This window comes from Pontibacter indicus (assembly GCF_900156345.1).
Taxonomy (GTDB): domain Bacteria; phylum Bacteroidota; class Bacteroidia; order Cytophagales; family Hymenobacteraceae; genus Pontibacter; species Pontibacter indicus.
In genome coordinates this window covers 127,668-153,738 of record NZ_FTPP01000003.1, presented here as the reverse complement: position 1 = coordinate 153,738, position 26,071 = coordinate 127,668, and the positions used below count along the sequence as shown (strand labels likewise).

The following is a 26,071-nucleotide window of genomic DNA, read 5'->3' as shown; positions in this document are numbered from 1 at the left end:
TGGTGCCTTATGCAGAGACCTTTTTCGAGCGGCCGCAAACGCTAAGGTATAGCCTCGCTACTGTGCCTGCCGCTCCTTCAAAGCAGCCTCGCCTTTCTCGCGCAGGGCCAGCACCAGCTCGGTCTTGAACTGGTGGAAGCCTGCCTCCAGGCCAGCCGGGTAGGCGTGCGGGTTCAACAGGCGGCGGATGCTCTCGTGCAGCTTCCTGATCTCCTCTTCGCGATGCTTCCGGATAGCCTTCAAATCGGGTAGTTCCTGCACAAGCTTTCCTGTTGAGAGAATAGGAATCAAGAGGTCCTTGTAAGCCGTGCCCGCTGGAACGGACTTGCGACGAGTGTTGTCGGTTGGGCTCACAATGAGCACCTTGTCAGGCAGTGGCTCCGCTTCGTTGTAGATCATGTCGGCCACATAGCCCTGGCCATCGTAGAAACGGCGCACTTGCTGTATACCTGGGTTGGAGGTTTTCTCGAGCTGCTCCGACAGTTTCAGGGTATAGTTCCACTCGCCATCTTCCTGCTTCAGCGCCGCCAACTTGTATACACCGCCCAGAGCCGGCTGGTCGTAGGCGGTTACCAGTTGCGTGCCGATTCCCCAGACGTTGATTTTGGCGCCCTGCTGTTTCAGGCTGGTCACAATGTTCTCATCCAGGTCGTTGCTGGCCACAATGTTGGTGTCGGCCATACCTGCCTCGTCGAGCAGCTTGCGGGCCTCGATGCTCAGGTATGTCAAATCGCCGGAGTCCAGGCGTATGCCTTTGAGCTTAAAGCCGGTGGGCTTCAGTTTTTTGGCTACTTCAATGGCGTGGCGCACCCCTTCCAACGTGTTGTAAGTATCCACCAGAAACACCGAGTCCTGGGGGAAGGCTTTGCCGTAGGCCTCAAAGGCATCTGCTTCGCTCTCAAATGCCTGCACCCAGCTGTGGGCGTGGGTACCTGTTACAGGTATGTCGAACAGTTTGCCGGCCAGCAGGTTGGAGGTGGCGTCCACGCCGCCCACGTAGGCGGCCCTGGCCGCAGCCAGCGACCCATCTATACCCTGGGCACGGCGCATGCCAAACTCACTTACCAAATCTCCCTTTGCCGCCTCCTTCACACGGGCTGCCTTGGTCGCGATCAAGGTCTGGAAGTTCATGATCGTAAGCAGGGGCGTCTCCACAAGTTGCGCCTGCAGCAGCGGTCCGCGCACCCTGATCAGTGGCTCGCTGGGGAACACCACGCTCCCTTCCGGTATGGCATCCACGTCGCAGGTAAAGCGCAGGTCGCGCAGGTAGTCCAGGAAAGCCTGCTCAAACAGCGGCTTGTCGTTGCCTCCGCGCAGGCTGCCCAGATAGGCCAGATCGTCCTCCGTGAATTGCAGTTGCTGCAGGTACTCCACCGCATGGGCCAGTCCCGCGGCTATCGTGTAACCCCCCTTAAAAGGCGGCTTGCGGAAATAGAGGTGAAAAACAGCCTCGCGCTCCGCCATCCCTTCCTTCCAGTAGCCGTAGGCCATCGTGAGCTGGTAGAGGTCTGTCAGGAGGGAGAGGGAATTTCGGTAAAGCTGCTGAAGAGTGGACATGGGGATATGTGTTGATGATTTTATAGAGAAAAACGGATGCCAGGTCAATTGGATGTGCCGGGTGCCCGGTATACCTGCTTTGCCCTGATGAACGCCCGAATTTAAGGGTTGATGCCAGATTTAACTATCTTTAAGGCATGATAAAGCGACAGTTTATACCTTTTGGCGAGGTAAAAGAGAAAAAAGCCATCATCGTGGACAGTATGCACCCCAACGGGCTGGTGCTTTCGCACTGGCGTGGCGCGCCCGCTCCAACCGAAGTGCGCGACGACACAAGCGCCGCCATGGTACTACACGCCATGCGCCTCAACCTGCCCGGTCTGGAACTGCCTTACGTCACGGCCAACCATTTCGACATCGACGGGTTTGTGGGGGTATGGAGTTTGCTGAATCCGGAGCTGGCGTTGGAGAACGAGGAGCTGCTGCGCCTGATGGCCCACATCGGCGACTTCCGGGAGTTGGACCTCAACCATCCGCTGGCAGGGGAGGCCCTCAAACTGGTCTGCTGGCTCAACACCCGCGAGCGCGACATGTTCTACGCGCCTTTCGGGGCGGAGGAGTCTGAAGAAAAAGAAGCCAAACGCTGCGTCGACAAGTTCCGGTATTTTCTGCGGGAGTTTGGTCGTGTGCTCCAGGACCCTGACTGGGAAAAGCCGGTTTGGGAAGAAGAAGTGGCCGACGTGCTGCTTGGCTATCGCGACATGTACAAGCCCGACACAAAATTGGAGCGCTTTCCTGATATAGGCCTGATCGTGATCAACACACAGAAACCGGTGCATTACTACTCCCTGTTCAGCCGCACCATCGGCTTCGACATGGTCCTGAGCTGCTACGAAGGCAACCGCTACGAGCTGGAGTATAAGTACACCACCTGGATCGATTTCGTATCCAGACCCACGCTGCCGCGTATCAGCCTGAAACCGCTGGCCGAACAACTCAATGCCCTGGAAACCTCTGGCTATACCTGGACGGCGGACAATTTTACGGAAACAGGCCCGCTGCTGCGCCTCGAAGGAAAGGACCTCTCGCGCATGGAGCGCTACGACCACCCGACCACCCGCGAGATCTATGCCTCGTCTATACCTGCCGATCAAATGAAGCAACTGGTCGTGGACTACTTCCGGGAAAGGTATGCAGGTATAGCGCCGAAGCGCTACTGGACATGGGAAGAAGTGAAGGCACTGAACAAGGAGATAGGCAAATAGTCTGGCCCGCGGTATTTACGGGACAACAGCTATTTCAGGATAGTACCCTCAGGCAGCAGGGGAACTACGGATTGGGCAGTTGGATAACCGATTATCTCTCAGGTAGTGCAGGTGCTTTATGACAGCATGGTTGAACAAAGTGCCTTTGGGGCAGGTATAATTAGGCGCACAGAAATTACCTGAGGTGATGCAAGTCATTTTAATTGGCAAGATTAAAGCGCATTTTTGCTTCGATACGTATACATAGTAAATACCTGATATAGACGCCTACCCAACCACCAGACAACATGAAAAAAATCCTTTGCCCGACCGACTTTTCTAAAACAGCCAATAACGCGCTAGAATACGCCGTGATGATCGCCCGTCAGTCCGGAGGTCACCTCACGCTGCTGCACGTGGTGCACCTGCCTATTGTCGATACCTCTGAAACGGCCCTGGTCGCCAGCGAACTATTGGGCGAGCAGATGCAGGATGCCGAGAAAAGGCTGGTAACCCTCTGCCGTGAAATGGAGGAGCGCCATGGTGCCAACCGCGATGGTGGGTTCACCTGCGACTACATTGTGAGGGAGGCCCTGCTGACCGATCTGGCCGAGCATCTGACCAAAACTGCTGGCTATGACCTGATCGTGATGGGAACTACGGGCGGCGGCAATGCCCTCGAAGAAATGCTGATCGGAAGTAATGCCGAGGCCGTGATGGAGCAAGTGAAGTGTCCGGTACTTTCGGTGCCTTCCACCGCCGCGCAGCCGCGCATCAACAAAATTATTTATGCATCGGACTACGCGGCCGAGGACATAGCCACCCTTCGCGAAGTGCTGGACTTTGCGGCCATGTTCGGGGCCAGTGTGGATGTGGTGCACGTGAACAAGGCGGGTCGCACAAGCGATAAGAAAGATCGTTTCCTGCAGGAGATGGAGCAGGCTTTCCCGGGTGCGCCCATTCGTTTTGAGGAGGTAGAAAGCAAACGCCGCACCGACGGAATCAAGGAGTATTACGACGCATCGGGCGCGGATATGGTCGCGATCCTGCGGCGTGAAAAAGGCTTCCTGCGTGAGCTCTTTTCGCAGAGCCTGGCCGAAAAAATGACTTACCAGGCCGTAGTGCCATTGCTTGTGATTAAGGGAAAGAAGTAAGTACCAGATAGCAATACAAAAACAAAAGCGGCTGCTCTGTTTCCGGAGCAGCCGCTTTTGTTTTTGTATACCTGTAAGTTACTGCAGCGCCATTTTAAAAAGACTAGTGCTACAAGGTGTGCAGCATAATCTGGAAAAGTGGCCACGCATTACCATACTCTAAAGCCTGACGCTACTACGGTACGTATGTTTCATCAAAAATGTAGGCCAGGTTGGCACTGCAGGTCTCGCAGTTGTAGCGGTCAAAGTCTTCGATAGCGCGGGCCAGAATCAGATTGCGGAACTGACCTTTGCAGGTGATGAGTTCAGGACAGTCGTGTTTTTGATGGAATGTGTCTTCTGTAGCGTCCATGCAAATGTACACCCGCTTTCGCTCCACCCCTCTAAAATTATAGTAATCAGGCTTTGGGCGGGGCTCACGCTTCGTTGTGTCGGCTGCTGCGGTTATTTCTTGAGCGGCAGGCTGTTCTGTTTGTGCGTTGTCGGGTGACTGGCAGGAAGCCAGCGAAAGGAGCAGGCCAAACATACCTGCCAGGGTCTTTTTAAACATATCGGTGTTGGGTTGGATAGAATGCTATAACTAAAGTAAGCGGAATTATTTAGGGCTGCAAGTTTTGTCGGCACGCCTGTTGTGTTCCCGTATCGCTGCAGCTTCTGTAACGGTAACTACCTGCTCTTTGCATCGCTTCAAAACGGAGCAGTTGGTATTGTAATGGTACACGCCCGAGCCGGAGCTGTCGCAAAGGTATACCTGGCGTTTGGTGGCGCCGGCAGGTATAGGAGCCTTGCTGTTGTCAACGGGAGCAGGTTTTTGCTTGCGGAAATCCCAGGGGGCGATTGGGTTCGGATCCTGCCAGAGCCCCCGTTTAAAGCGGCGTGCATCCGCTTCGAGGTTAGCCAGAGTTTTGTCTTTGGAGTAGGCGGTGTAGTGCCAGGCAAAGCCTTCGCGCACCAGTTCCTCGTTCAGGTTGCGGCCGTCGGGCAGTATGATCGTGCCCACGGTGCGCCCGTAGCGGTCTTTGTTGTGCTCGATCAGGCGCACGTTTTTTCCAAAGGCCAGATCGGAGGCAAACTGCTTGGCCCGCTGGCCATACGCCTGGTTCTTCTCGGGTGTGTCGATACCCAGCAGGCGCACCGTGATCGTTTGCCCATTGCGTAGCAGCTCAAAGGTGTCGCCGTCCTTTACACCCACTACCCGGTCGCCGGGCACGGTCGGGGCTTCCGTTTCAGGTATGGCTGTTGTGTTATCTTCCGGTACTACGTCTGGCCTCGCAGGGTCTTCTGCAGGGGCAGTTGGCTGGGTGGTGGTTTGCTCTACAGCACCGCGACGCCGACGGAATTCCTCCCGTGCTTTTTCATTGTCTTGCTTGCAGGCAGGAGTGGCCAGCAGGCTGGTGAAAACGAGTAGGTATAAGATGGACTTATTCATGGGGCAAAGGTGCTGCTATTCTCCTTTTACCACAAACAGAAGTATTTGTTTTTCTTGCGCGCCGCATTAAAGAGGGCTGCCTCTTTTCAGAAGCAGCCCTCTTTAAATACTGATCGAGGAGATACTAAGCTAATTGTAATTGTTCGGCAGCCTTTTCTTCCTTCTCCGGCGTCGGAGGGGTGTCGTCTTCTTTTTCTTCGTTCTTAACAGAGCAGGGGAGTGTGAACATGAATGTGCTGCCCATACCTGGGGCGCTCTCGACCCAAATCGCACCGCCGTTGTGCTCCACGAAGTCTTTGCAGAGTGCCAGGCCCAGGCCGCTGCCTTTTTCGTTGGCGGTACCGCGGCTGGAGAAGCTGCCACCACCAAACAGCTTTTGCTGTACTTCCTGCGTCATGCCTATACCTGTGTCTTTCACCAATACCAGCACGTGGTCGCCCTGCAGCCTGGCCGAAAGTGTCACGGTGTCGCCTGCCTTGCAGAACTTAATACCATTCGAGATCAGGTTGCGCAGCACCAGACGAATCATTTCCTTGTCGGCACAGCCTGTCAGGCTAGGGTCTATCCGGTTATCCAGCACCACTTCTTTGCTGCTGGCCACCGGCTGAAGCAGGCGGATGTTTTCGTCCACCAGCTCCCGCAGTGGTAGTGGTTTCGGGTCGGCCTCAAAGCCCTCCATTTGCGCCCTGGCCCAGTCGAACAAGTTGTCGAGCATCCAGAGCACGTTCTGCTGCCCTTTCACCAAGCTGTTGAAAAGTCCTTCCTGCTTGTCGGCCGGCACTTTGCCCATGGCCATCACATGCAGTAGTCCTTTGAGCGCCACCAGCGGACCGCGCAGGTCGTGTGCGATCACAGAGAAGAGCTTGTCTTTGATGGTGTTAAGTTGCGTCAGTTTTTCTTTCTGTATGTTGAGCTGCTGCGCCTGTTCAGTCAGGGCTTTCTGGTGCTGGTTCAGGGCCTGGTTCTTGTGCATGATCAGCTCATTCTTCTGGGTGAGCAGCTTGTTGATGCGGCTTTGGTGCTGTCTTCCTCTGAAGAAAACATAGGCCACGGCACATACCAACAACAGGAGCGCAACGGTGAAATACTGCACAATGCTCCGCTGCTCCAGTTTGCGCAGGTTTAGCTCCTGCTCGGCGCGAAGCAGCAGGTTCTCCTTGTCTTTCTGGGCTGTTTCGTACTTCACGCGCTCCTGTGCAATGCGGTCGGCGGCCCGCTCGTTCTGCAGGCTGTCGTTGTAAGTGTTGTGGAGCGTGAGGTAGTAGTGGGCCATTTCATAGTTGCCCATTGCGGCATAGATCCGGTCCAGGATGGCGGCATTCTCCCGGATGACATACTTGCCCTCATAGGACTTGGCCAGTTCCAGGCTGGCCAGAGCGTTGTCGAGCGCTTTCTCAAATTTGCCGGCTTTCAGGTACGACTCGGCCTTGCCGCGCAGCACGTATACCTCGTCATGCTGACTGCCCAGGTCATTGGCAATCTGATGGGCTCTGTTGAAATAGGAAAGCGCTGTTTGATAATCGTTTTTGCCGTTAAAGGCGTCCCCGATGTTAATGAGCGAGATCAGGATGCCTTGTTTGTCATTCAGTTTCTCCTGGATCGGGAGCGCCTCCCGGTAATAAACCAGAGCCAGGTCGTATTTGCCCTGGTCCAGGTATACGCCACCAATATTGCTCAGGGCGCTGCTCATACGCAAGGTGTCTTGTGCTGTGGTGGCCAGCGAGAGCGACTTTTTGTAAAGCGGAAGGGCCTCCTTGTGATTTTTCTGGTCGGCGTACACATTGCCGATGTTGTTGTAGCTGGCGCTCAGGTCCGAGGGGTCGCCCAGTTTCTCGCGGATCCGGAGTGCCTTGTAATAGAACTGAACAGCCTTGTCGATGTCGCCGAGCAGGTAGTGCCCGGAACCGGTTTCGTTGTAAGCCTGGGCCAGCAGTTTGTCGTCGCCTGCCTTTTGGGCCAGATCAACTGCCTTGTTGCCGTATGCAATGGTGGTTTTCGGATTGATGCTTTTGTGCGCCTTGCTTAGCTCGCAGTATAACTCCACCTTACGGGCTGTATCCTCCGTCTGCTCCAATTCAGTTTTCAGTTCCTGTATCAGGATCTTCTGCTGGGGCTGCGAAAGCGTTATAAGTAAAAAAAAACGAGTCAGGAATAGTAGAAGCATAAGTACCTCTCTATGGTTGGATTACCGTAATGTGTTCATTAGTAGCGAGCAATATAAGAATTTAATGTTAAATAATGCTAATCCGAATTCGGGTATATAAAGGCCTGTGTGAAAAGTGCAATTTTTAATGTAAATGAATTGCTTTAATCCCGCATAGAAAGACTACAATTGCCTAGATAGAGCAATTGTAGTCCTATGTTATGAAAGGGAGTGAAGAGGGCAATCTCAGGCCACGACCCGGATGGAGCTTACCCCGCCCGGTTTTTTGGTTACCACGATCTGAGTGCTGATCCGCTCTTTCAGTGCCTCCACATGCGAGATGATACCAATGGTTTTGCCGGCTGCATGCAGGTTGTCCAGCGTCGAGATGGCGGCCTCCAGTGTGTCAGCATCCAGGGTGCCAAAGCCCTCGTCGATGAAGAGGGAGTTGATTTGGGTACGGCGGCCGGCCAGGTCCGAAAGGCCCAATGCGAGCGCCAGGCTGACTAGGAAGCTTTCGCCGCCGGACAGGGTATTCATGGGGCGCACTGTCTCTGCCTGGTACGTGTCAACAATGTGCAGGGCCAGGTCCTCGTCCGGGGACTTGAGGATGCGGTAGCGGTCGTTGAGCTTGAGCAGGTGGCGATTGGCCAGCTCCACGAGGCGGGCCAGGGTGAGCCCCTGCGCAAAACGGCTGAACTTGGAGCCGTCCGACGACCCGATCAGGTCGGCGAGCTGAGTCCAGCGGTGGCACACTTGCTGCTGCGATTTCAGCTGTTCTGCCAGTTCCTGGTTCTTTTCGCGCTGTTTGGTATCCTGGTCTAACAAGAGCTGCTGGCGTGCCCGCTGTGAGATCAAATCCCGCTGTAGTGCTATTTTCTCCTGTTGCTGCTCTTGTAGTGCTGCCATGCCTTCGTCGGTCAACTGTTGCTGCTGCAGCTGCGCCAGTTCCTGCTGCACGTCGCTCAGACTCTTACGGAGCTCGGTCAGGTGCTTTTCACTTTGCGCTTTCAGGTTGGCCAGGCGGTCAGCCTCGTCGCGGTGCAGCAGCATCTGGCTCAGCACTTCGATGGTTTCGATGCCCTTTTGCTGCAACACGTGCAGCAAACCCTGGCGCAGCTCTTCCAGCACCGAGGTGTTCTGCTGGTGCTTTTGCTGGCACTCTGTCTGGCGGGAGCGGGCTTCGTGCAGTTCCTGCTGTTTCTGCAACTGGCTGCGGCGTGCCTCTTCGGCTTGCCTAGCTCGCGCGCTCAGCTCCTCCTGGGCTGCTCTGCGCTCTCTGTCAGGGTCTTTGTCGCCAAACAAGGTATAGCGCTCGGTCTTGAGCTGCGTCAATTGTTCATGCTCGGCTTTCAGTGACTGCTGACGTTCTTCCTGCTCCTTTAGTTTCTGGGCAAGGTTGGCCTGCTGGTTCTTAACCGATTGCTGCAATTTGATGTACTCCTCCCGCATTCCTTCCAGCGCCTGCTGTTTTTGGGTATAGGCAATGGCTTGCTGGTCCAGGGTCTGCACCAGGCTGAGGCGCTCATCAGGTGTGTGGCGCAGCCCATACGCAGCGGCAAAGGATTCGGCCGTTTCGGTGTGTGCCTGCTGTTGCTCTTGCTCGTCGGCCAGGCTAGCCTGCAGCTTCTGCAGCTGAGTTTGTAGCATTTTGTCAGAGGCCTGCAGCTGGTTGAGGGTAGACTGGGCCTGCACCTGTGCCTCGTGCAGCTGCTGCAGTTGCTGGTTGATGCCTTCCAGGTCGCGGCTCAGTGCCCGGGCTTGGGCGAGCTGCTGTTGCAGGACCGTGGCAGTTTGTTGCTGGGTAAGCAGTAGCTGTGCCAGCCGGTCTACCTGTTCTATATCTACCGTGTGTGGCAATCCGGATGCGGCCTGCTCAAAGGTATGGGAGAGCCGTTGTAACACAGTCTCTGCCTCAGTTTGGGCGTTTTGCTCCAATTGCTGTTTTTGCTCCAGGGAGTTAAGTTGTAACTGTAGCTTTTGTATAGCTTGCTCCAGTTCCTTCACCAGTGTCTGCTGGTTGTCGCGTTTCTGCACCTCTTCGGGCAGGTCGAAGGTATAGCCGTTTTCCGCAAACGGGTGGTGGGTGGAGCCGCACAGCGGACAGGGCTCGTCCTGCGCCAGGGTGTGGCGGGCCTCCTCGTACTGCTGAATCTGCTGTTGTAGTTGCACGACTTTCTGAAGTGCCTGCAGGTGCTCGCTGGCTTGGCTATACCTGTTTTGGTTGTTCTGGAGTGCGGTATCGGTTTCTGTAATTTGTTGTTTTAGCTGTGCCAGCTGGCTGTTGGTTTGCAGGAGCTTTTGTCGCTGCGCGGTATGCTGCTGGGCTACTTCATGCAGCCGCTCATAGCGGGCCAGCAGCGCAGGCTGTGCTTGTGCTGCCTGCTCCAGTTCCTCCATGCTTTTGTCAGCAAGTATACCTTGCAGGGCGTTCAGCTTTTCGCCTTTCTGTTGCTGCAGTTGTCCGTGTAGCGACTGCTGTTTCGTCTGTTGCTCCTGCAGCGCAGCGAGTTCAGCAGCTTCCCGAGCTCGCTGTTGCGTCAGTTCATGCTGTTCCTGTTGGTTGCGACGGATGCGCAGCTCTACTTCGTTCAGGTCGCGCAAGGTTGCCTTGAACTCAGGCAGATGCTCTTTCAGGTCTTGTAGCCGTCCGTTTTGCTCCAGCCAGTTTTTTATACCTGTGGCCTGCAGCGTTAGTTGTTCCAGCTCGGCCTGGCTGGTCTGGAGTTGTGCTTGTTCCTGCTGCAGTTTCTGTTCAAAATCTTTGTAGGCGTCTTTGTTTCTCGTGTAAGATGCGCGAACGCTGTTGAGCTGGTGGTCGAGTCGGGTGACCTGGGCGAGGATCGGTTCTAGCTTTTGCACGGCCTCTTCCTGATGCTGAAATGCTTTGGTCGCATCCAGGGCTATTTTTCCGGCGGCTTCCAGTTCGGTCTCGAGTACGGGTACCCTTTTTTGCAAGGTATGCAGCTGCTCCAGCGCCTCGACCACTTTGGAGTTGGCGCTCCGGATCTCGGCCAGTTCGCCTACAAACTGATTGGCCTGCTGGTGCTGGGCGAGTTTCATGAAATCGGGTTGGAGCTGCTGCAGTTTCTGCTCCTGTACCACAAGGGCCTGCTGGTGCTGTTGCTGCCGTGTTTGCAACTGCGCCACCTGCTGCAGCCACTGCACCTTGGCCTGAAGCATGGCCAGGTCCTGCTGTAGGGCCGTTTCCTGGGTCGTCAGCTCCTGTATGCTGGCTTCATAGGCCAGGCGCTGCTCCTCGGGCAACAGCTGCGTGTTCTGAAGCAGTTGCTCCAGACTTTCGTATTTCAGGCGCTCCTGCTTGGCCTTCTCAAACGCAAATTTGGAGATGTCGGAGTAAATGCCCGTGTCGGTTATTTTCTCAAGCAGACTGCTGCGCTCGCTCGGGCTTGCCTTCAGGAAGCGGGCAAAGTCACCCTGCGACAGCATCACCGAGCGCAGAAACTGACTGTAGTCGAGTCCGCAGATCTCGGCCACCATGGCAGGCACTTCGCTTGGTTTCAGGTCAAACAGCTCTTCCTTTTCGAGGTCGTAGAGTTCCATGTGCACGGGCTGTATCTTGCCGTCTGCTTTGCCTCGGCTGCGGCGCAAGTGCCACTTCGAACGGTATACCTGGCCGTTGGCCTCAAACTCCACCTCCGAAAAGCACTCAGCCGTGTGGCGCGTCATCAGCTCCAGCGGACGGTCGTTGTTATGCCGGTGCGCCTGTCCATATAGCCCCACCGTGATCGCATCCAGAATGGTGGTCTTGCCCGCCCCGGTCGGACCAGTAATGGCAAACAACCCCGCATCAGCCAGCGGACTCTGGTCGAAGCGGATCTCGTGCTCACCCTTGAGCGAGTTGAGGTTGAGGAAGCGGACGGCGAGGATTTTCATGGAGGTTAGAAGAGAGAGTAATAACTATTTGTTTTTTGTGCCGGACATTAGCCTTTTAAAAGTCGCTAGATCTTCCTGAGTCGGGAACACGGCCTTCGGGATGTATATAAACTGCGACTTCGCGATATACAGCAGCCAATAGCTTTTTCTTTCGACAGTTTTTATTATAAGCTGCAGCGGTATTTCGCTTTGAAAGTTACCCGCACTTGTAGAAGTCATCATCTTTTCATCAACTGTAAAAGAATGGGGTAAAAATAAGTTCTGGTTTTTCCGTGATGTTGCCCAGAAATACAAATAGATAAAGAGACAGGGCAAATAGACTGCTGATACAATAATGTAAGTTGTTATAAAGTTGTCATCTCCAAACCTATCAAGTGATGATAAACTGAAAATAATCATCAAAAGGTATAGCCACCAGAATCGACGAAGTCTGTTTTCAGCAATGATCCTGAAATAGGTTTTGGGAGATAAGGCATAGGTATAAGTTTGGATCATGTTGAAGTGATTTACTACTGATTCGCCAAGTTAGTGAATCAGTAAAATATGGTTGAATCTTAAATTTATTAGCTGTTCTCCTCCTGCCGCATCAGCTCCAGCAGCTCGGCGAAGGTATGGCGCAGCTCCGTGTGGTCGCTTTCCGGGAAGGCGCTTTCGCAACGCTTCAGGAACACGTCGCGCTCGCTCAGGGTATGGAGGTCCACTTCTTGGCGCACTTCCTGCTCCAGCGTTCTTCGAGCTGTTTTGATGATGGGCGGACGGTGGATCAGGAGTTGCAGCTCGTCACTTTTCAGTTTCAGAATTTCGTCCAGTTGCTGGCTCAGGTCAGGTATAGGCGCATCGAGTTCTACCTGCAGCTCGGCCCAGGCCGGTAAGGTATAGCTGCTGTTATCATACACGGCAATTTTCTGTTTCACCTCTTCCAAACTGCCCTTAAAGCGCACCAGTTTGCGGCAGACAGGTATAGCGATCTCTTTCAGATCGGTGAGTTTTCCGTTTTCGAAATCCAGCACATAAACTACTTTTTTATCCGTCACTTCACTAAAACTGAGCGGAATGGGGGAGCCGGAGTAGCGGATGTGGTGTGTTTTGTTGACCTGCTGCGGACGGTGCAGGTGACCGAGGGCCACGTAGTCGAACTCACGCGGGAACTGGTCAGCGCCGATCTGGCCGAGGTTGCCGACGTGAATTTCCTTTTCGCTGTCGGAAGCCGAGCCACCGGCGGCAAACAAATGGCCCATGGCCACCACCGGTATACCTTGAGTTTTGTAAGGCTGCACATGCGGCACAAAGGAGGCGTAGTGCGCGGCTATACCTTGCTTGATGCGCTGCTCGCGCTCTTCGTAGCTTTCGCCAGGTATAGACAGCCGGATGTCGCGGTCGCGGAGGAAAGGCACGGCACAAACCACCATTTCCAGCTCGCCCTTCTCGTTCCGCAGTTCGATCAGCTCGTTCAGCAGATTGCCGGTGGCGCCACCTATCACTTTTATGTTAAAACAATCGAGCAGTTCTTTGGGGGCGTTGAGCGTGGCAACAGAGTCGTGGTTGCCGCCCGTGATGATGATGTGGCGGCAGCAGGTGGCGCATACCTTCGTCAGAAAGTTGTAATATTGCTTGAGGGCCGTGTTGGAGGGAGCGCCCGTGTCGAACACATCGCCGGCCATCAGGAGCACCTCTACCTGTTCGGTTTCAATGGTTTGCAGGAGCCAGTCCAGGAAATGCTGGTGTTCTTCGGTTCGTTCGAGGTTGACGAGTCGCTGGCCGAGGTGCCAGTCTGAAGTGTGAAGTATGCGCATGTCCCTGTTCCTTTCTCCTTTGCACCACAAGTTACATTAAGGCATAGCTATACTGCAAGTTTGTGATATAAATTTTTCCGGATCAGGTATAGCGGATTTGCTATATAAAATGGATTAGACTAAGGTGAGACTACTCAAAAGGAAGGCAGGTATAAGAGCAGCTGAAATAAGAAATGTTCTGAGAAACCGGTTCAGGAGAGTCTGGGAATGGCTTTTCAGCAGTTTATTCGTCTACCTGAAATCGTGTTGATTTTCCGGAAAACATCCTTTTGCAAACAACCACCAACTGGTTCTACTGGTTGATCCAGATCAGGGCGTCTTGCTGATTGGAGAAATTCTTGAACTGGAACCGGTTGGTGTTTTGCGCCTCGGCGCGGGTAGCGACTGCCTCAAGGGCCAACTTGGCAAACAGGCTGGCCGGCAGTACGCGGGCCAGTTTCTGAAGTGAGGTTTGGGAGAGCAGCACGTAGAAATTCGAAGACATCCATTCCTTGGTGGCTGCGTCCAGTAGGATGAGCCGCTCCGCATTGGCCACGGCCCTGGTGATGCCCGTGTCACGGAGCGCTTCAAAGAGTTTGGTGCCGCCCGTCACCATTTCGTCGTAACTCACGCCCCGATGCCACTCAGCCAGCAGTAAATTATTTTCCCGGTCAACTTCTATCGTATAGAAATCAGAGGAAAACAGGGTTTGCAAGGTGGGTTGTTTTAGCAGCATGAAGTCAATTAAATTATGTAAAGGTACGTATAAATACCAATTGGCGAACACATGCTGTAGCAATTTAATTTATCTTTCTTTTACAGGCAGTCCGGCTGCTTTAAGATCCTGATATCCACCAATGTTATATACCTTCTTAAAGCCTGCTTCCTCCATCAGTTTGGCCGCTTTGCCGCTACGGTTCCCACTGGCACAGTATAAGTAGTAAACCTTATCCTTGTCCCAGGTCGGCATTTCCTTTTCAAACTCCCCGCTCAGGAAGTCGGCGTGTTGCGTTTTGTCGAGGTGTCCCGCTTCAAACTCAGCAGGAGTGCGCACATCAACCAAGATAACTTCTTTATTGTCGATCTTTTCATGGTGGGCTTTGTATTCGGTAGCAGATAGGGTTTGGACTTTAGCGGTGCCCTGCTGTGGGCTGCTGCAGTTCATTAGGCCGGCGGCCAGTACGGTCATCAGGTATAGTTTCATGGGTGTGGCGGTTTAAGCTCTGCTAATTTAACGCTTTTAAACGGGATTGGGGTGCGTCTGCGCTGTCAGGGTTCAGAAGGTAATTATATGAAAATAATTTCATTTCACTATACCTGCTTTTGCACCGGTTTGCAGCCCTTGATGCAATCGATGATGTTGGATATGCCGGAGTCGGTGAGGAAATAGAAGACGTTTTTGCCCTGCCGCCGGGTTTCCACCAGCCCTTTGTCGCGCATGTTGGTGAGGTGGTGCGAAAGCAGCGACTGCTCAATATCGAGCACTTCCTGCAACTGGCTCACCGTGAGTTGCTCTTGCTGTTCCAGCAAATCGATGATGCTGATGCGCACCGGGTGCGCCACGCATTTGAGCACGTAGGCCGTCCGTTCCAGCTTTTTCTTGTCTACCCTTACTCTTAGGTCGGTCATGGAGGTATAAATAATAGGTAATCGCAATACATGATCATTTATTCATGTATTAATTTAGATACAATCCTGAGCTGCTTTAGGTTCCGGGCGCAAAACAGAAAAGCCGGCACAGGGCCGGCTTTTCATAGCACAAAATATGTGTCAGGTTAGTGAGCCTGCACGCCGCCCGTGTGCGCGCTTACGTCTACACCCAGGCCTTGTGCAACACCCAGTCCAAGTCCGATGTCGGCTCGGAAGAAGTGACACAGCTGACGGTTTATGATCTCAGCCCGCTTCGGTCCGTCTATACCTTGCATGGCTCCAACGATGTTGCTAATGGTGTTTTTCTTGTCCTCCGGCGACATCAGGCGGAACAGATCGCCCGGCTGGGTATAGTGGTCGTTCTCGCCCTCAGCGTTGCGGTCGTACCAGTCGGCCACCACGTTGTTGCCCAGGTTTTGGGCCGGCTCCTTGTAGGATTCGTCTGCCCGGATGTTGTCGAAAGAGTTCGGGAAATAGTTCGGGGCGCTGCCGCCGTTGCCGTCCACCCGCATGGCGCCGTCGCGCTGGTAATTGTTCACGGCAAACGGACAACGGTTCACCGGAATCTGCTCGTAGTTGGCGCCAATGCGGTAGCGGTGCGCATCCGGGTAGGAGAGGATGCGGCCCTGCAGCATGCGGTCCGGCGAAAAGCCGATGCCGTCCACGAGGTGCGCCGGGGCAAAGGCAGCCTGCTCCACGTGCGCAAAATAGTTGTCCGGGTTCTCGTTTAGTTCCAGCACGCCCACGTCGATCAGCGGGTAGTCTTTCTGCGACCATACCTTGGTCAGGTCGAACGGATTCCACTTATAGTTAGCTGCCTCAGCTTCGGGCATGATCTGCACTTTTAGCGCCCAACGCGGGAAGTCGCCTCGGTCAATGGATGCTACCAGGTCTCGCTGCGCGTGGTCGGGGTCCATGCCTTTCATCAGAGTGGCCTCCGAATCTGTTAGGTTCTGGATGCCCTGCAGCGTCTTGAAGTGGAACTTGACGAAGAAGCGCTCGTTGTCTTTGTTGATGAACGAGAAGGTATGGCTGCCGAAGCCGTGCATGTGGCGGTACGAAAAAGGCGTGCCGCGGTCGCTCATCAGGATCACCACCTGGTGCAGACTCTCGGGGTTGAGCGACCAGAAATCCCACATCATGGTTGCACTTTTGGTGTTGGTGCGCGGGTCGCGCTTCTGGGTATGGATAAAGTCCGGGAATTTCTTCGGGTCTTTGATAAAGAACACCGGCGTGTTGTTGCCCACCAGGTCCCAGTTGCCGTCCTCGGTGTAGAATTTAACGGCAAAGCCACGTGGGTCGCGCTCGGAGTCGGCGCTGCCTTTCTCGCCGCCCACCGTGGAGAAGCGCAGGAACACACGCGTCTCCTTGCCGATCTGGTTGAAGAGTTTGGCTTTGGTAAACTTGGTGATGTCGTGGGTAACCGTGAAGGTACCGTAGGCGCCGGAGCCTTTGGCATGCACCACGCGCTCCGGGGTGCGCTCACGGTTGAAGTGCGCCAGTTTCTCGTGCAAAATAAAGTCTTCGAGCAGGATCGGTCCGCGCGGACCGGCGGTCAGGCTGTTTTCGTGCTCAACATATGGTTTGCCAGAGGTAGTAGTCAGTTTTACAGGTTGGTTTTCGCTGTTCATATAGCCAGGGTTTTTGAAGTATCACTCAGTTTGAATGCCTCAAAAGTATAGCCCTGAACTATATAGTTCAAATCGATTAAAATGATGAAGTGATAGGTTTAGTTTATAATGTGGCCAGGTTAGCCCAATCCGTAGATAAAAGCCAGTGAAACCACCGAAATAAAAAGCCAGAGGATGACGCCCTGCCAGAACGGTTTCGGGCTAATGGCCTTCAGGGCGCTCAGGCTAATGTTGGCACCAATCAGAAAAAGACTCAGCAGCAGCCCTTTTTTCGCCAGCGCTACAATAGTAGGCGACACCGTCTCGATAATCGGAACGAAAGTGCTGATGACCGAGGCCAGCACGAAAAGCAAGATAAAGGCCGGAATGCTCAGCTTCTTTTCCCCTTCTTTAAACATGAGGCTGGAAACCAGCACCAAGGGCACGATCCAGAGCGCACGGGTCAGTTTGAGGGTAGTGGCAATCTGAAGCGCTTCTTCTCCATATTGGGTAGCGGCACCTACCACCGAACTGGTGTCGTGGATGGCGATGGCGGCCCAAACTCCGAACTGTTCCTGCGAAAGGTTAAGTGCTTGTCCGATGGGCGGGAAGATGAAGAGCGCCACCGCGTTGAGGACGAACACGATGCCGAGCGCCACCGAAATTTCCTGGTCATTTGCCTTAATGGCCGGTGCCACTGCCGCAATAGCGCTGCCCCCGCAGATGGCAGTGCCCGACGAAACCAGGTGCGTGAGGCGGGGAGGCGTATAGAACAGCTTGCCTAGCAGCAAACCAACCAACATGGTGCCGGCCAGCGACACAAAGGTATAGACTGCGCCCATCAATCCGGTTTCTGCCACCTGGTACAGGTCAATGCCAAAGCCCAAACCTACTACTGCGGCCTGCAGCAGGTATTTCGAAATTTTGCCGGTATGTGCCTGAAACGGATTGCCTAGCAACAACCCAACCACCAAACCAGCTCCCAATGCCATCGCCGAGTTAAGGTAGGGCGTGAACAGGATCAGTAGCACAAGCGCGATAAAGATCGTTTTCTGGAGCAGGGGAGAAGGGAGCGGAAAAAGTTTAGACATGCTGGATGGGCAAATTGGCGTATCGCCGACAAATCTACAGTTCTTTAGGCGTTTTGGTGAGTAACTTTTGTCACAATTTGGCGGCTAATAAAGTTGAGGGGAGCAGCAGCAGGTATAGGCGCGTTAAAACGCCTCGCCAATCATTACATAAAAATTCATGCCTTCCCGCCCATACCCGATGTCTGCCCGGATATTCAGTTTCTGCTCCGGGTTCAGGGCGTAGCGTAGACCTGTGCCGACCGAGTATTTGAGCGTGGAAAAGCTGACGTCCTTCGGCTTGTCGAACACATCGCCCACACCGGCAAAGGCCACCATGCCGAAGCGCCAGAACAGCGGAAAGCGATATTCCATTTGCGTGCCAGCAAAGTTGTCTTCCAGGAAGCGGTTTTTGGCGTAGCCGCGCAGAATTCGGTCGCCCCCGGCCATGGCCATGCGCATCACAGGAATTTCGCCGTTGTTGAGGTTGAAGCTGGTATTGTGGGCCAGCACATGGTTGGGTTTCAGCTGGAAATACTTGCGGAAGTCGAGGTTGAAGTTGGTATAGCCAAAGTTTCCGCCAAAGGTGCTTCCAAAGCGGTAGCCGGACATCTCAAGATAGGCGCCGCTGCTGGCAAAGGCCACGTTATCCCGACTATCGAGCAGAAAAACAAGCCCCAGGCCGCTGTTCACGCCTCCCTCATAGCCAGGAATCTGCTGTGAGCGTAGCTGACTCTCCCGATCCTCGTTGATGGGGTTGAGCTGCAGGTCGTAGTAGTTCGCGATCTGAAAGTCCGGTCCCAGAAAGGTGCGAGCGCCTATTTTTTTCAAGGCTGCCAGGCGTGCACTCACATAGTCGTATTCATAGATTTCCTCGTCCGAAAGGGGTGTGTCGTTGCCGATGCCATAGAAGCGGTCGGTATAAATGCGATGGCGGAGTTCGCCACGGAACAGGTATTTCTCGTCACGGGTAAAAATGGTCCAGTCCAGGAGCTGATCGGTTTGCTTGCGCAGGGTATAGTCCACGATCAGACGCGCTTGCGAGAGACGGGTATAGCCCTCGCCTTCGCTGTTCTTCAGTTTAAAAAATCCCAACAGCGCCGCCCCAAACCCGAGCTTTGTGTCGGGGGTGTAGTAGAGAACCGGAATGGGTATAAGCCCCCGTGTTTTCTCTGCTTTAACCAGGCTTGTGTCAGGTATAGCATCAGCCTGTTGGTCCTGCGCCAGCGCAGAATTGGTCGTGCCCAGCAGCAAACAGAAGCCCAGCAAGCAGCTGGCAAGTGCATGTCGTTTCATAAAACTGGAAAGGTATAGGGTGAGGGGCAGGTTCTGTGTTGCAACAGGTATAAAGCAGGACTTTGCCTGTAGAAATGTAGGGAAGTTTATGGGAATTTTGCTATAGAGGAAGTGGATTTTTTCACCTTGCCGGCGATGGCTCGGCATTATGGCGCGAGCGTCTACGGTCGTGTCTGGTATAGTGGGGCCTCTGGCCAAGGTATAGGTATAGCTGCCTCTATGCCCTCGCTCGCGTCCCGCGAGTGTGAGCTATTGAGCGGACTCTGGCCGCTGGTGTGTAGTGTCGGTAGATCTAGCATAGCTGCTTCGCTGTTGAAGATATAGCAACTTGTTTCATAGCTTGCCTTGGCCAGGCGGGCTGCTGTTTCGCCTGTGCGGCGGGCACTCACTTTTTTCCTTGATGAAAAAAGTAAGCAAAAAAATCAAGACCCTCCAAACTCGCTGACCGCTCGAACAGTGGAGTGTCGAAAAGTGCACCCGGCACAGTTATTTACTTTATAGCCTACTGATAGTAAATCTTGCTATACCTGCCAGGGGTATTTGTGGCATTGGTTACAAGGCTTATACCTTAGGTATGGCTGCTACAAAAAGTCCCCCTTGGGGGTAGGGGCCCTCGACAAAGAAGGGGGTAGGGGGATGACAATCGTGCACAAGACAAAAACCACGAAGCTATACCTGTCAATCGGTAACAACCAGATTCCCCTCTCGAGAGGGGCAGGGGTGTGTCAATCGTGCATGAAAATCCTGAAAATCCGTGACAGTAGCAGCCCTCAACAAAAATGGCAAGATTGAGCTTACACAGCACCTGCGAAACCATTATATCTAAAACGCCTCGCCAATCATCAAATAAATGTTAAACCCTTCCTTGCCATAGCCAACATCCAGCCTGGAGTTGAGCTTCTGGTCAGGGCGGATGGCGTAGCGGAGGCCGGTGCCGACAGAATATTTGATGGTGGAGAAGTTCACGTCTTTGGGTTTGTCGAACACGTCGCCTATACCTGCGAAGGCCACTCCTCCCAGACGCCAGAACAGCGGGAAACGGTACTCCGCCTGCGTGCCGGCGAAGTGGTCGTCGTGGAAGCGGTTGCGGGCGTAGCCGCGCAGGATCTTGTCACCGCCGGCGGTGGCCAGGCGCTGCACCGGCACCTCGCCTTCGTTGAGTCGGAGCATGGTGTTGGTGGCCAGCACACGGTCATTGCCCAGGCCGTAATAGCGGTTGAATTCGAAATTGAAGTTGTTGTAGCGGAAGTCACTGCCGAAGGTCTTGCCGAAGTGGTAGCCTGATAACTCCAGGTAAAAACCTTTGCTCGAGTAGGAAGTGCTGTTGCGGTGGTCGATCAGGAATATAGCGCCCAGACCCACGTTGCGCCCTTTTCTATAGCCGGGAATTTGCTGTGTCCCCAATTGACTTCCCTCCTCCAACTGCACATCGTAGTACTCCGTGAACTGGAAGTCCGGACCCAGAAAGCTGCGGAATCCTACGTTTTTCAGTACTGCCATCTTGGCCGAGACCATGTTGTAGTCGTAGAGCTCGCGGTCCTCTTTGCGGCTGTCGTTGCCGAGGCCGTAGAAGCGGTCGGTGTAGATGCGGTGGCGCAGCTCGCCGCGCAGCATCAGGCGCTCCTCCCGGGTGAAGATGTTCCAGTACAGCCACTGGTCGGTCTGCTTGTTCAGGGTATAGTCCACCACCAGGCGGGCCAGCGAGAGACGGGTATAGGTGGTGTCGGTGTAGCTGCGCAGACGGAAGTAGCCCAGCAGCGAGGCGCCAAAACCGAGTTTGGTGTCGGGCGTGTAGTAGAGCACCGGGGCAGGTATAAGGCCTTTCACGCTGCGCATTTGCGGCTTGGGCGGATCGATGGTTTTGTTTTCTACGGTTTGCTCCTGCGCCATCGCAGGAGAGGTTTTTATGGTCAGAAGCGCCAGGAACAAGAAGGTGAAGTATAGGTATAAGCGCATGCAAATGTTGTTTCTACAAGAGTTATCAAAATGTCAAAAGTACATACGTAAGAGCCGCATTTCTGGTCTATACCTCGCTACATTGCCACAACTGATTGATGTTTCCACATCCGTAAAAATTCAATGGCAGCAGAAGTAGATTATTTTATGATGTTTTGCATGGAAATTTAAAGTGAAGATGGCTATATTGTGTTCTAAACCTAAACTAACGTCTACATCACCTTCACAGAACAATGAGAAAAATCTTAACCATTGCAGCCTGTCTCGCTTTGGGAGCAGCAGGCAGTGCGATGGCGCAGGAGACCTTTCCGCGCAATGGCGTCTACGATGAGCGCACCGGACTGGTGGCCCTCACCAACGCCACCATCCACACCGACTACAAAACCAAAATCGAAAACGCCACGCTCCTGATCCGAAACGGGAAGGTAGAGGCTGTGGGCACCAAAGTGCAGGTTCCGGCCGGCGCCGTGGTGGTCGATGCCAAGGGCAAGCACATTTACCCGGGCTTGGTAGATATGTATACCAGTTATGGCCTGCCAGAGGTAAAGGTAGAGCGCCGCAGCTGGACTGCCCCTCCCCAGGAGGAATCTACGAAGCAGGGAGCCTATAACTGGAACCAGGCGATTCGTCCGGAGACCAATGCCGTGGAGCTCTTTAAAGTAGATAAAAAGCAGGCGGAAGAGCTTCGCAAGCTGGGCTTCGGCACGGTATTGTCTGTGCACCGCGACGGTATAGCCCGCGGTACGGCCACGCTGGTAACACTGGCCGACAAGCGCGAAAACGAAGTAGTGCTGCTCGACAGAGCCGCAAGTGGCCTTTCATTCGACAAAGGTTCTTCTCCACAGGATTATCCGAACTCCCTCATGGGCTCCATCGCCCTGCTGCGTCAGACTTACCTGGATGCGCAGTGGAACAATATGAACCCGGGTCGTGAGCAGAACATCTCATTGGCCGCTTTCACCAACGCGAATAATTATCCACAGATATTCGAAGCGAACGGTAAGCTGAACGTGCTGCGCGCCGACAAGGTAGGCGACGAGTTCAAAAAGCAGTACATCATCAAAGGCGGTGGTGACGAGTACCAGATGATCAAGGAGATCAAGGCGACCAACGCGCCGATCATCCTGCCGCTCAACTTCCCAGAGGCCTACAATGTGGAAGACCCGTTTGACGCCCGCCGTGTGCCGCTCGACGCGATGAAGCACTGGGAAATGGCCCCGTCCAACCCGGCCGCACTGCAGAAGGCAGGTATACCTTTCGCCTTCACCACAGCAGACCTCAAAGACAAAAAAGATTTCCTGCCTAACCTGCGCAAAGCCATTGAGTATGGCCTGTCCGAAGAGGAGGCTTTGAAAGCCTTGACTGCTACTCCGGCGCAGCTCCTGAAAGCCGACAAGCACATCGGCAGCCTCGACAAAGGCAAGCTGGCCAACTTCATCATCACCAGCGGTAACCTGTTTGCCGAGGACAATGTGATTTTGGAGAACTGGGTGCAGGGCAACCAATACAAGATCACCGACGTGCCAGCGGATTACCGCGGTGTCTATACCTTGAAGATAGGGCAGCAGCCGGAGCGCAAACTGCAGATCGCGGGTACGCCAGACAAGCCGGAGCTGAAAGTGATCGGTCAGGACACTGTGACGGGCAAGATCACCTTCAACGGTAACCTCGTAACCCTTTCCTTCAACAAAGACAAAAAGAGCAAAGAAGCCATCCGATTGAGCGGTTGGTATGCTAATAAGAACCTGCAGGGCGAAGGCCAACTGCCCGATGCTTCGTCCGTGAAATGGTCTGCTAAGTTCTCCGAAGCGATGACGCAGCAGGCGAAGAAAGATGCCGCCAAAGAAAAGCAGGCAATCGAACTGGGTAACATGATCTATCCGTTCCAGGCTTTCGGTCAGGTAGAGCTGCCGAAGCAGGAGACCGTGCTGATCAAGAACGCGACGGTTTGGACGAACGAGAAAGACGGCATCCTGCAGAACACCGACGTGGTATTGAAGAACGGCAAGATAGCCAAAGTGGGTAAGAACCTGAGCGAATCAGGCGCCCGCGTGATCGACGGCACTGGCAAGCACCTGACGGCCGGCATTATCGACGAGCACTCGCACATTGCCTTGCAAGGCGTGAACGAAGGCACGCAGGCCGTGACCGCTGAGGTGCGCATGAAGGATGTGGTGAACCACGAAGACCCGAACATCTACCGTCAGCTGGCCGGTGGCGTGACCACTTCGCAGTTGCTGCACGGCTCTGCCAACCCGATTGGTGGTCAGTCGGCTATTATTAAACTGCGTTGGGGCAAGAGCCCGGAGGAGCTGTTTGTGGAGAACGCTGACGGTTTTATCAAATTCGCCTTGGGTGAGAACGTGAAGCACTCCAACCGTGCGCCTGCGCACAACGTGCGTTTCCCGCAGACCCGTATGGGCGTGGAGCAGGTATACGTAGACGCCTTCCAGCGTGCCAAAGAGTATAAGCAGGCCTGGGCCGACTACAATAAACTATCCAAAAAGCAGAAAGCTGCTGCTGGCGAACCGCGCCGCGACATCGAGCTGGAGACACTGGTAGAGATTCTGGATGGCAAGCGCCATATTACGTGTCACTCTTACGTGCAGTCCGAGATCAACATGATGATCAAAGTAGCTGACCAGATGGGCTTCAAGGTGAATACCTTTACCCATATTCTGGAAGGTTATAAAGTAGCTGACAAGATGCGTGACCACGGTGCCGGCGGTTCTACCTTTGCTGACTGGTGGGCTTACAAAATGGAGGTGAAAGACGCGATTCCGCAGAACGCTGGTATCATGCACAAACTGGGCGTGACGACGGCCATCAATTCCGACGACGCAGAGATGGCGCGTCGCCTGAACCAGGAGGCTGCCAAGAGTGTGAAGTACGCCGGTGTGAGCGAAGAGGAAGCCCTGAAAATGGTGACCCTGAACCCAGCCAAACTCCTGCACCTGGACAACCGCATGGGTAGCATCAAAGTAGGCAAAGATGCCGACATAGTGTTGTGGAACAACCATCCGCTATCGATCTACGCCCGCGCCGAGAAGACCTTCGTGGACGGCATCGCCTACTACGACCTGGAGCGCGATACACAGATGCGCACCGAGCTGGAGAAAGAGCGTATGCGCCTCGTGCAGAAAATGCTGCAGGCCAAAACCTCCGGCGCCAGAACGCAAGGCCCGCCGATGCGCCGCGCTTCTGTGCTGCACTGCGAGGACGTGGAGCACCACGAGGAAGCAGATTACCTGGCTTACTAGGAAATTGTTAATTGCTGATTGTTTATTGTTGTTCTCATCATGAAAAAAACAATCAACAATTAACAATCAGCAATCAAATCATTCAACAATGTAAAAAGATGAAAATCCATAAAAGATATATTTCCGCTTTCGTGGCACTCATGCTGAGTGTGCCGGCCTTTGCGCAGGTACCGGTGCCGGCTCCGAAGCAAAGCAAACCTGTGCTCCTGACAGGCGCTACCCTACACGTGGGCAATGGCAAAGTGATCGAAAACGCCGCCGTTGGTTTCGATAATGGCAAGATTACTTATGCCGGCCCGATGAACGGTGCGAACCGCAATGGCCATGAAGTGATCGACGTGGCGGGTCAGCACATCTACCCAGGTTTGATCCAGCCCAATGCACAGCTTGGTCTGAACGAGATTGAGAGTGTGCGCGCCACGTTGGACATGCGCGAGGTGGGGCAGTTCAACCCGAACGTGCGGGCTGTGGTCGCTTATAACACAGACTCTGATATTGTGCCGACCATACGTGCCAATGGCGTTTTGATGACCCAGGTAACGCCAGTGGGCGGTACTATTTCAGGCTCGTCGTCGGTAGTGCAACTCGATGCCTGGAACTGGGAAGACGCCATCGTGAAAGCCGATGTGGGGATACACCTGAGCTGGCCGAACATGATCATCAACACGGGTATGGCTCCTAACCCGCGCATGGCCAGCATGGGCCAGGATCGTGAGCAGGCGATCAGCGAGCTTGGGCAGCTGCTGCGCGATGCTTCTGTGTACAAGCAAGCCAAGAACGAAAAAGAGAACCTGAAACTGACTTCACTGACTGGTCTGTTCGACGGTTCCAAAAAGCTATACCTGCACGCCAATTATGGCAAGGAGATTATCGAAGGGGTGAACTTCGCGAAGCAGCATGGTGTGAAAGACATCGTGGTAGTGGGCGCTCGTGACGCAGTAGCCGTGGCTGATTTCCTGAAGGCGAACAACATTGCCGTGATTTACTCCGGTGTGCACGCTTTACCGAATCATTCCGATGAAGATGTGGACATGCCCTACAAAACACCATACCTGCTGCAGCAGGCCGGCATTCCTTTCGCCCTGGACTATGACCTGAGCACACACGGTATCCGCAACCTGCCTTTCATTGCTGGTACGGCCGTAGCCCACGGTCTGGACAAAGAGCAGGCCCTGTCCGCGATCACGCTCAACACCGCCAAGATCCTGGGTGTTGACAAAGAGGTAGGTTCTGTGGAAGTGGGCAAAGACGCCACCATCGTGGTATCTGCCGGCGACATCCTGGACATGCGCACCAACAACGTAACGCACGCCTTCATCCAAGGCCGCAAGATTGACCTGAACGACAAGCAGAAGTACCTCTACGAGAAGTTCAACGGCAAATACCAGGCGGAGCAGCCGAAGAAAGCGGAGGGTCCGAAAGCACAAAATTAGAATACTTCATACTCACCTTAAACGAAAGAGCGCTGCCCGGTTGAGGCGGTGCTCTTTGTTTTTGAGGTATAGCTAGCTATGGCGCGAGCGTCTGCGCTCGTGACTAGTATAGTGGGGCCTCTGGCCCAGGTGTACCTATACCTATACCTATACCTATACCTATACCTATACCTATACCTATACCTATACCTATACCTGGCGTAGCTAAAGACTTCTTATACCTTAAGCTAATTTGCTTTGTAGCTTCGCCTGTGCGGCGGGCACTCACTTTTTTCCTTGATGAAAGAAGTAAGCAAAAAAATCAAGACCCTCCAAACTCGCTGACCGCTCGAACAGTGGAGTGTCGTAAAGTGCACTTGGCCATTGTAATCTGTTCCATCGCTTCCGGGGCAAGTCACTCTTGCTATACCTGCCAGGGGTCATTTGCTACAAAGCTTATATCTGTGAATTGCCAGCTACAGAAAGTAGGGGCCCTCGACAAAGAAGGGGGTAGGGGGATGACACATTTCCACAGCTATACCTTTGCTATTATCCTTATACCTGCAAATTGGCAGAGGTTAATTCCCCTCTCGAGAGGGGCAGGGGTGTGTTAATCGTGCACAGGAGAAAGCTGCCACAAAGCATCTACCTACAAGTTAACTGCTCCAAGTTCCCCGCTTGGGG

At 54.0% G+C, this 26,071-nt stretch carries 20 protein-coding genes; 4 read left to right on the top strand and 16 right to left on the bottom strand.

The window, feature by feature from the left end; genetic code table 11:
• Positions 1–57 precede the first annotated feature (57 nt).
• Positions 58–1,557, bottom strand: a complete 1,500-nt coding sequence (locus tag B0B12_RS15440) for a nicotinate phosphoribosyltransferase (RefSeq protein WP_076670718.1) — start codon at positions 1,555–1,557, stop codon at positions 58–60.
• Positions 1,558–1,694: 137 nt separating this feature from the next.
• Between B0B12_RS15440 and B0B12_RS15435 the strand changes: the two genes are divergently transcribed.
• Together B0B12_RS15435 and B0B12_RS15430 are read left to right on the top strand one after the other, a co-directional pair.
• Positions 1,695–2,762 (top strand): DUF6687 family protein, encoded by a 1,068-nt coding sequence (locus tag B0B12_RS15435; RefSeq protein WP_076670716.1) that lies wholly within the window; start codon positions 1,695–1,697, stop codon positions 2,760–2,762.
• Positions 2,763–3,049: 287 nt separating this feature from the next.
• Positions 3,050–3,895: a universal stress protein gene (locus B0B12_RS15430; RefSeq protein ID WP_076670714.1), complete on the top strand. Its 846-nt coding sequence runs from the start codon at positions 3,050–3,052 to the stop codon at positions 3,893–3,895.
• Between the two features lie 175 nt (positions 3,896–4,070).
• Here the strand turns inward: B0B12_RS15430 and B0B12_RS15425 are convergent, their stop codons facing one another.
• From B0B12_RS15425 to B0B12_RS15360, 14 genes are all read right to left on the bottom strand, one after another.
• Positions 4,071–4,445: a hypothetical protein gene (locus tag B0B12_RS15425; RefSeq protein ID WP_076670712.1), complete on the bottom strand. Its 375-nt coding sequence runs from the start codon at positions 4,443–4,445 to the stop codon at positions 4,071–4,073.
• Between the two features lie 45 nt (positions 4,446–4,490).
• Complete coding sequence (locus tag B0B12_RS15420) at positions 4,491–5,324, bottom strand: thermonuclease family protein (protein WP_076670710.1); 834 nt, start codon at positions 5,322–5,324, stop codon at positions 4,491–4,493.
• A 124-nt stretch (positions 5,325–5,448) separates the two neighbouring features.
• On the bottom strand, positions 5,449–7,488 hold the full coding sequence (locus B0B12_RS15415; protein ID WP_076670708.1) for a sensor histidine kinase: 2,040 nt from the start codon (positions 7,486–7,488) through the stop codon (positions 5,449–5,451).
• A gap of 225 nt (positions 7,489–7,713) precedes the next feature.
• On the bottom strand, positions 7,714–11,364 hold the full coding sequence (locus B0B12_RS15410; RefSeq protein WP_076670706.1) for an AAA family ATPase: 3,651 nt from the start codon (positions 11,362–11,364) through the stop codon (positions 7,714–7,716).
• 24 nt (positions 11,365–11,388) lie between these two features.
• Positions 11,389–11,859 carry a YcxB family protein gene (locus tag B0B12_RS15405; protein WP_083704250.1) on the bottom strand — a complete coding sequence of 157 codons (471 nt, stop codon included), beginning with the start codon at positions 11,857–11,859 and terminating at the stop codon, positions 11,389–11,391.
• Positions 11,860–11,927: 68 nt separating this feature from the next.
• On the bottom strand, positions 11,928–13,157 hold the full coding sequence (locus B0B12_RS15400) for an exonuclease SbcCD subunit D C-terminal domain-containing protein (RefSeq protein WP_076670702.1): 1,230 nt from the start codon (positions 13,155–13,157) through the stop codon (positions 11,928–11,930).
• 292 nt (positions 13,158–13,449) lie between these two features.
• Positions 13,450–13,851: a hypothetical protein gene (locus B0B12_RS15395; protein WP_244554734.1), complete on the bottom strand. Its 402-nt coding sequence runs from the start codon at positions 13,849–13,851 to the stop codon at positions 13,450–13,452.
• A 90-nt stretch (positions 13,852–13,941) separates the two neighbouring features.
• A complete protein-coding gene (locus B0B12_RS15390) occupies positions 13,942–14,340 on the bottom strand; it encodes a rhodanese-like domain-containing protein (protein ID WP_244554733.1) in 399 nt (132 codons plus the stop codon).
• Positions 14,341–14,447: 107 nt separating this feature from the next.
• Positions 14,448–14,765: an ArsR/SmtB family transcription factor gene (locus B0B12_RS15385; RefSeq protein WP_076670698.1), complete on the bottom strand. Its 318-nt coding sequence runs from the start codon at positions 14,763–14,765 to the stop codon at positions 14,448–14,450.
• Between the two features lie 146 nt (positions 14,766–14,911).
• Positions 14,912–16,417, bottom strand: a complete 1,506-nt coding sequence (locus tag B0B12_RS15380) for a catalase (protein ID WP_076670696.1) — start codon at positions 16,415–16,417, stop codon at positions 14,912–14,914.
• 119 nt (positions 16,418–16,536) lie between these two features.
• Complete coding sequence (locus B0B12_RS15375; protein WP_076670694.1) at positions 16,537–17,487, bottom strand: YeiH family protein; 951 nt, start codon at positions 17,485–17,487, stop codon at positions 16,537–16,539.
• Positions 17,488–17,610: 123 nt separating this feature from the next.
• A complete protein-coding gene (locus tag B0B12_RS15370; protein ID WP_244554732.1) occupies positions 17,611–18,759 on the bottom strand; it encodes a BamA/TamA family outer membrane protein in 1,149 nt (382 codons plus the stop codon).
• A 161-nt stretch (positions 18,760–18,920) separates the two neighbouring features.
• Entirely contained in the window at positions 18,921–19,058 is a 138-nt protein-coding gene (locus tag B0B12_RS20395) for a hypothetical protein (protein WP_170871886.1), read from the bottom strand.
• 523 nt (positions 19,059–19,581) lie between these two features.
• Positions 19,582–20,715, bottom strand: a complete 1,134-nt coding sequence (locus tag B0B12_RS15360) for a BamA/TamA family outer membrane protein (RefSeq protein WP_076670690.1) — start codon at positions 20,713–20,715, stop codon at positions 19,582–19,584.
• A 233-nt stretch (positions 20,716–20,948) separates the two neighbouring features.
• On the opposite strand from B0B12_RS15360, the gene B0B12_RS15355 reads away from it, so the two are divergent.
• Both B0B12_RS15355 and B0B12_RS15350 read left to right on the top strand, forming a co-directional pair.
• A complete protein-coding gene (locus B0B12_RS15355) occupies positions 20,949–23,975 on the top strand; it encodes an amidohydrolase family protein (RefSeq protein WP_076670687.1) in 3,027 nt (1,008 codons plus the stop codon).
• 98 nt (positions 23,976–24,073) lie between these two features.
• Entirely contained in the window at positions 24,074–25,408 is a 1,335-nt protein-coding gene (locus tag B0B12_RS15350; protein ID WP_076670685.1) for an amidohydrolase family protein, read from the top strand.
• Positions 25,409–25,511: 103 nt separating this feature from the next.
• Here B0B12_RS15350 and B0B12_RS20390 read toward each other — a convergent pair whose 3' ends face one another.
• Entirely contained in the window at positions 25,512–25,676 is a 165-nt protein-coding gene (locus B0B12_RS20390; protein WP_170871879.1) for a hypothetical protein, read from the bottom strand.
• Between the last annotated feature and the right edge of the window lie 395 nt (positions 25,677–26,071).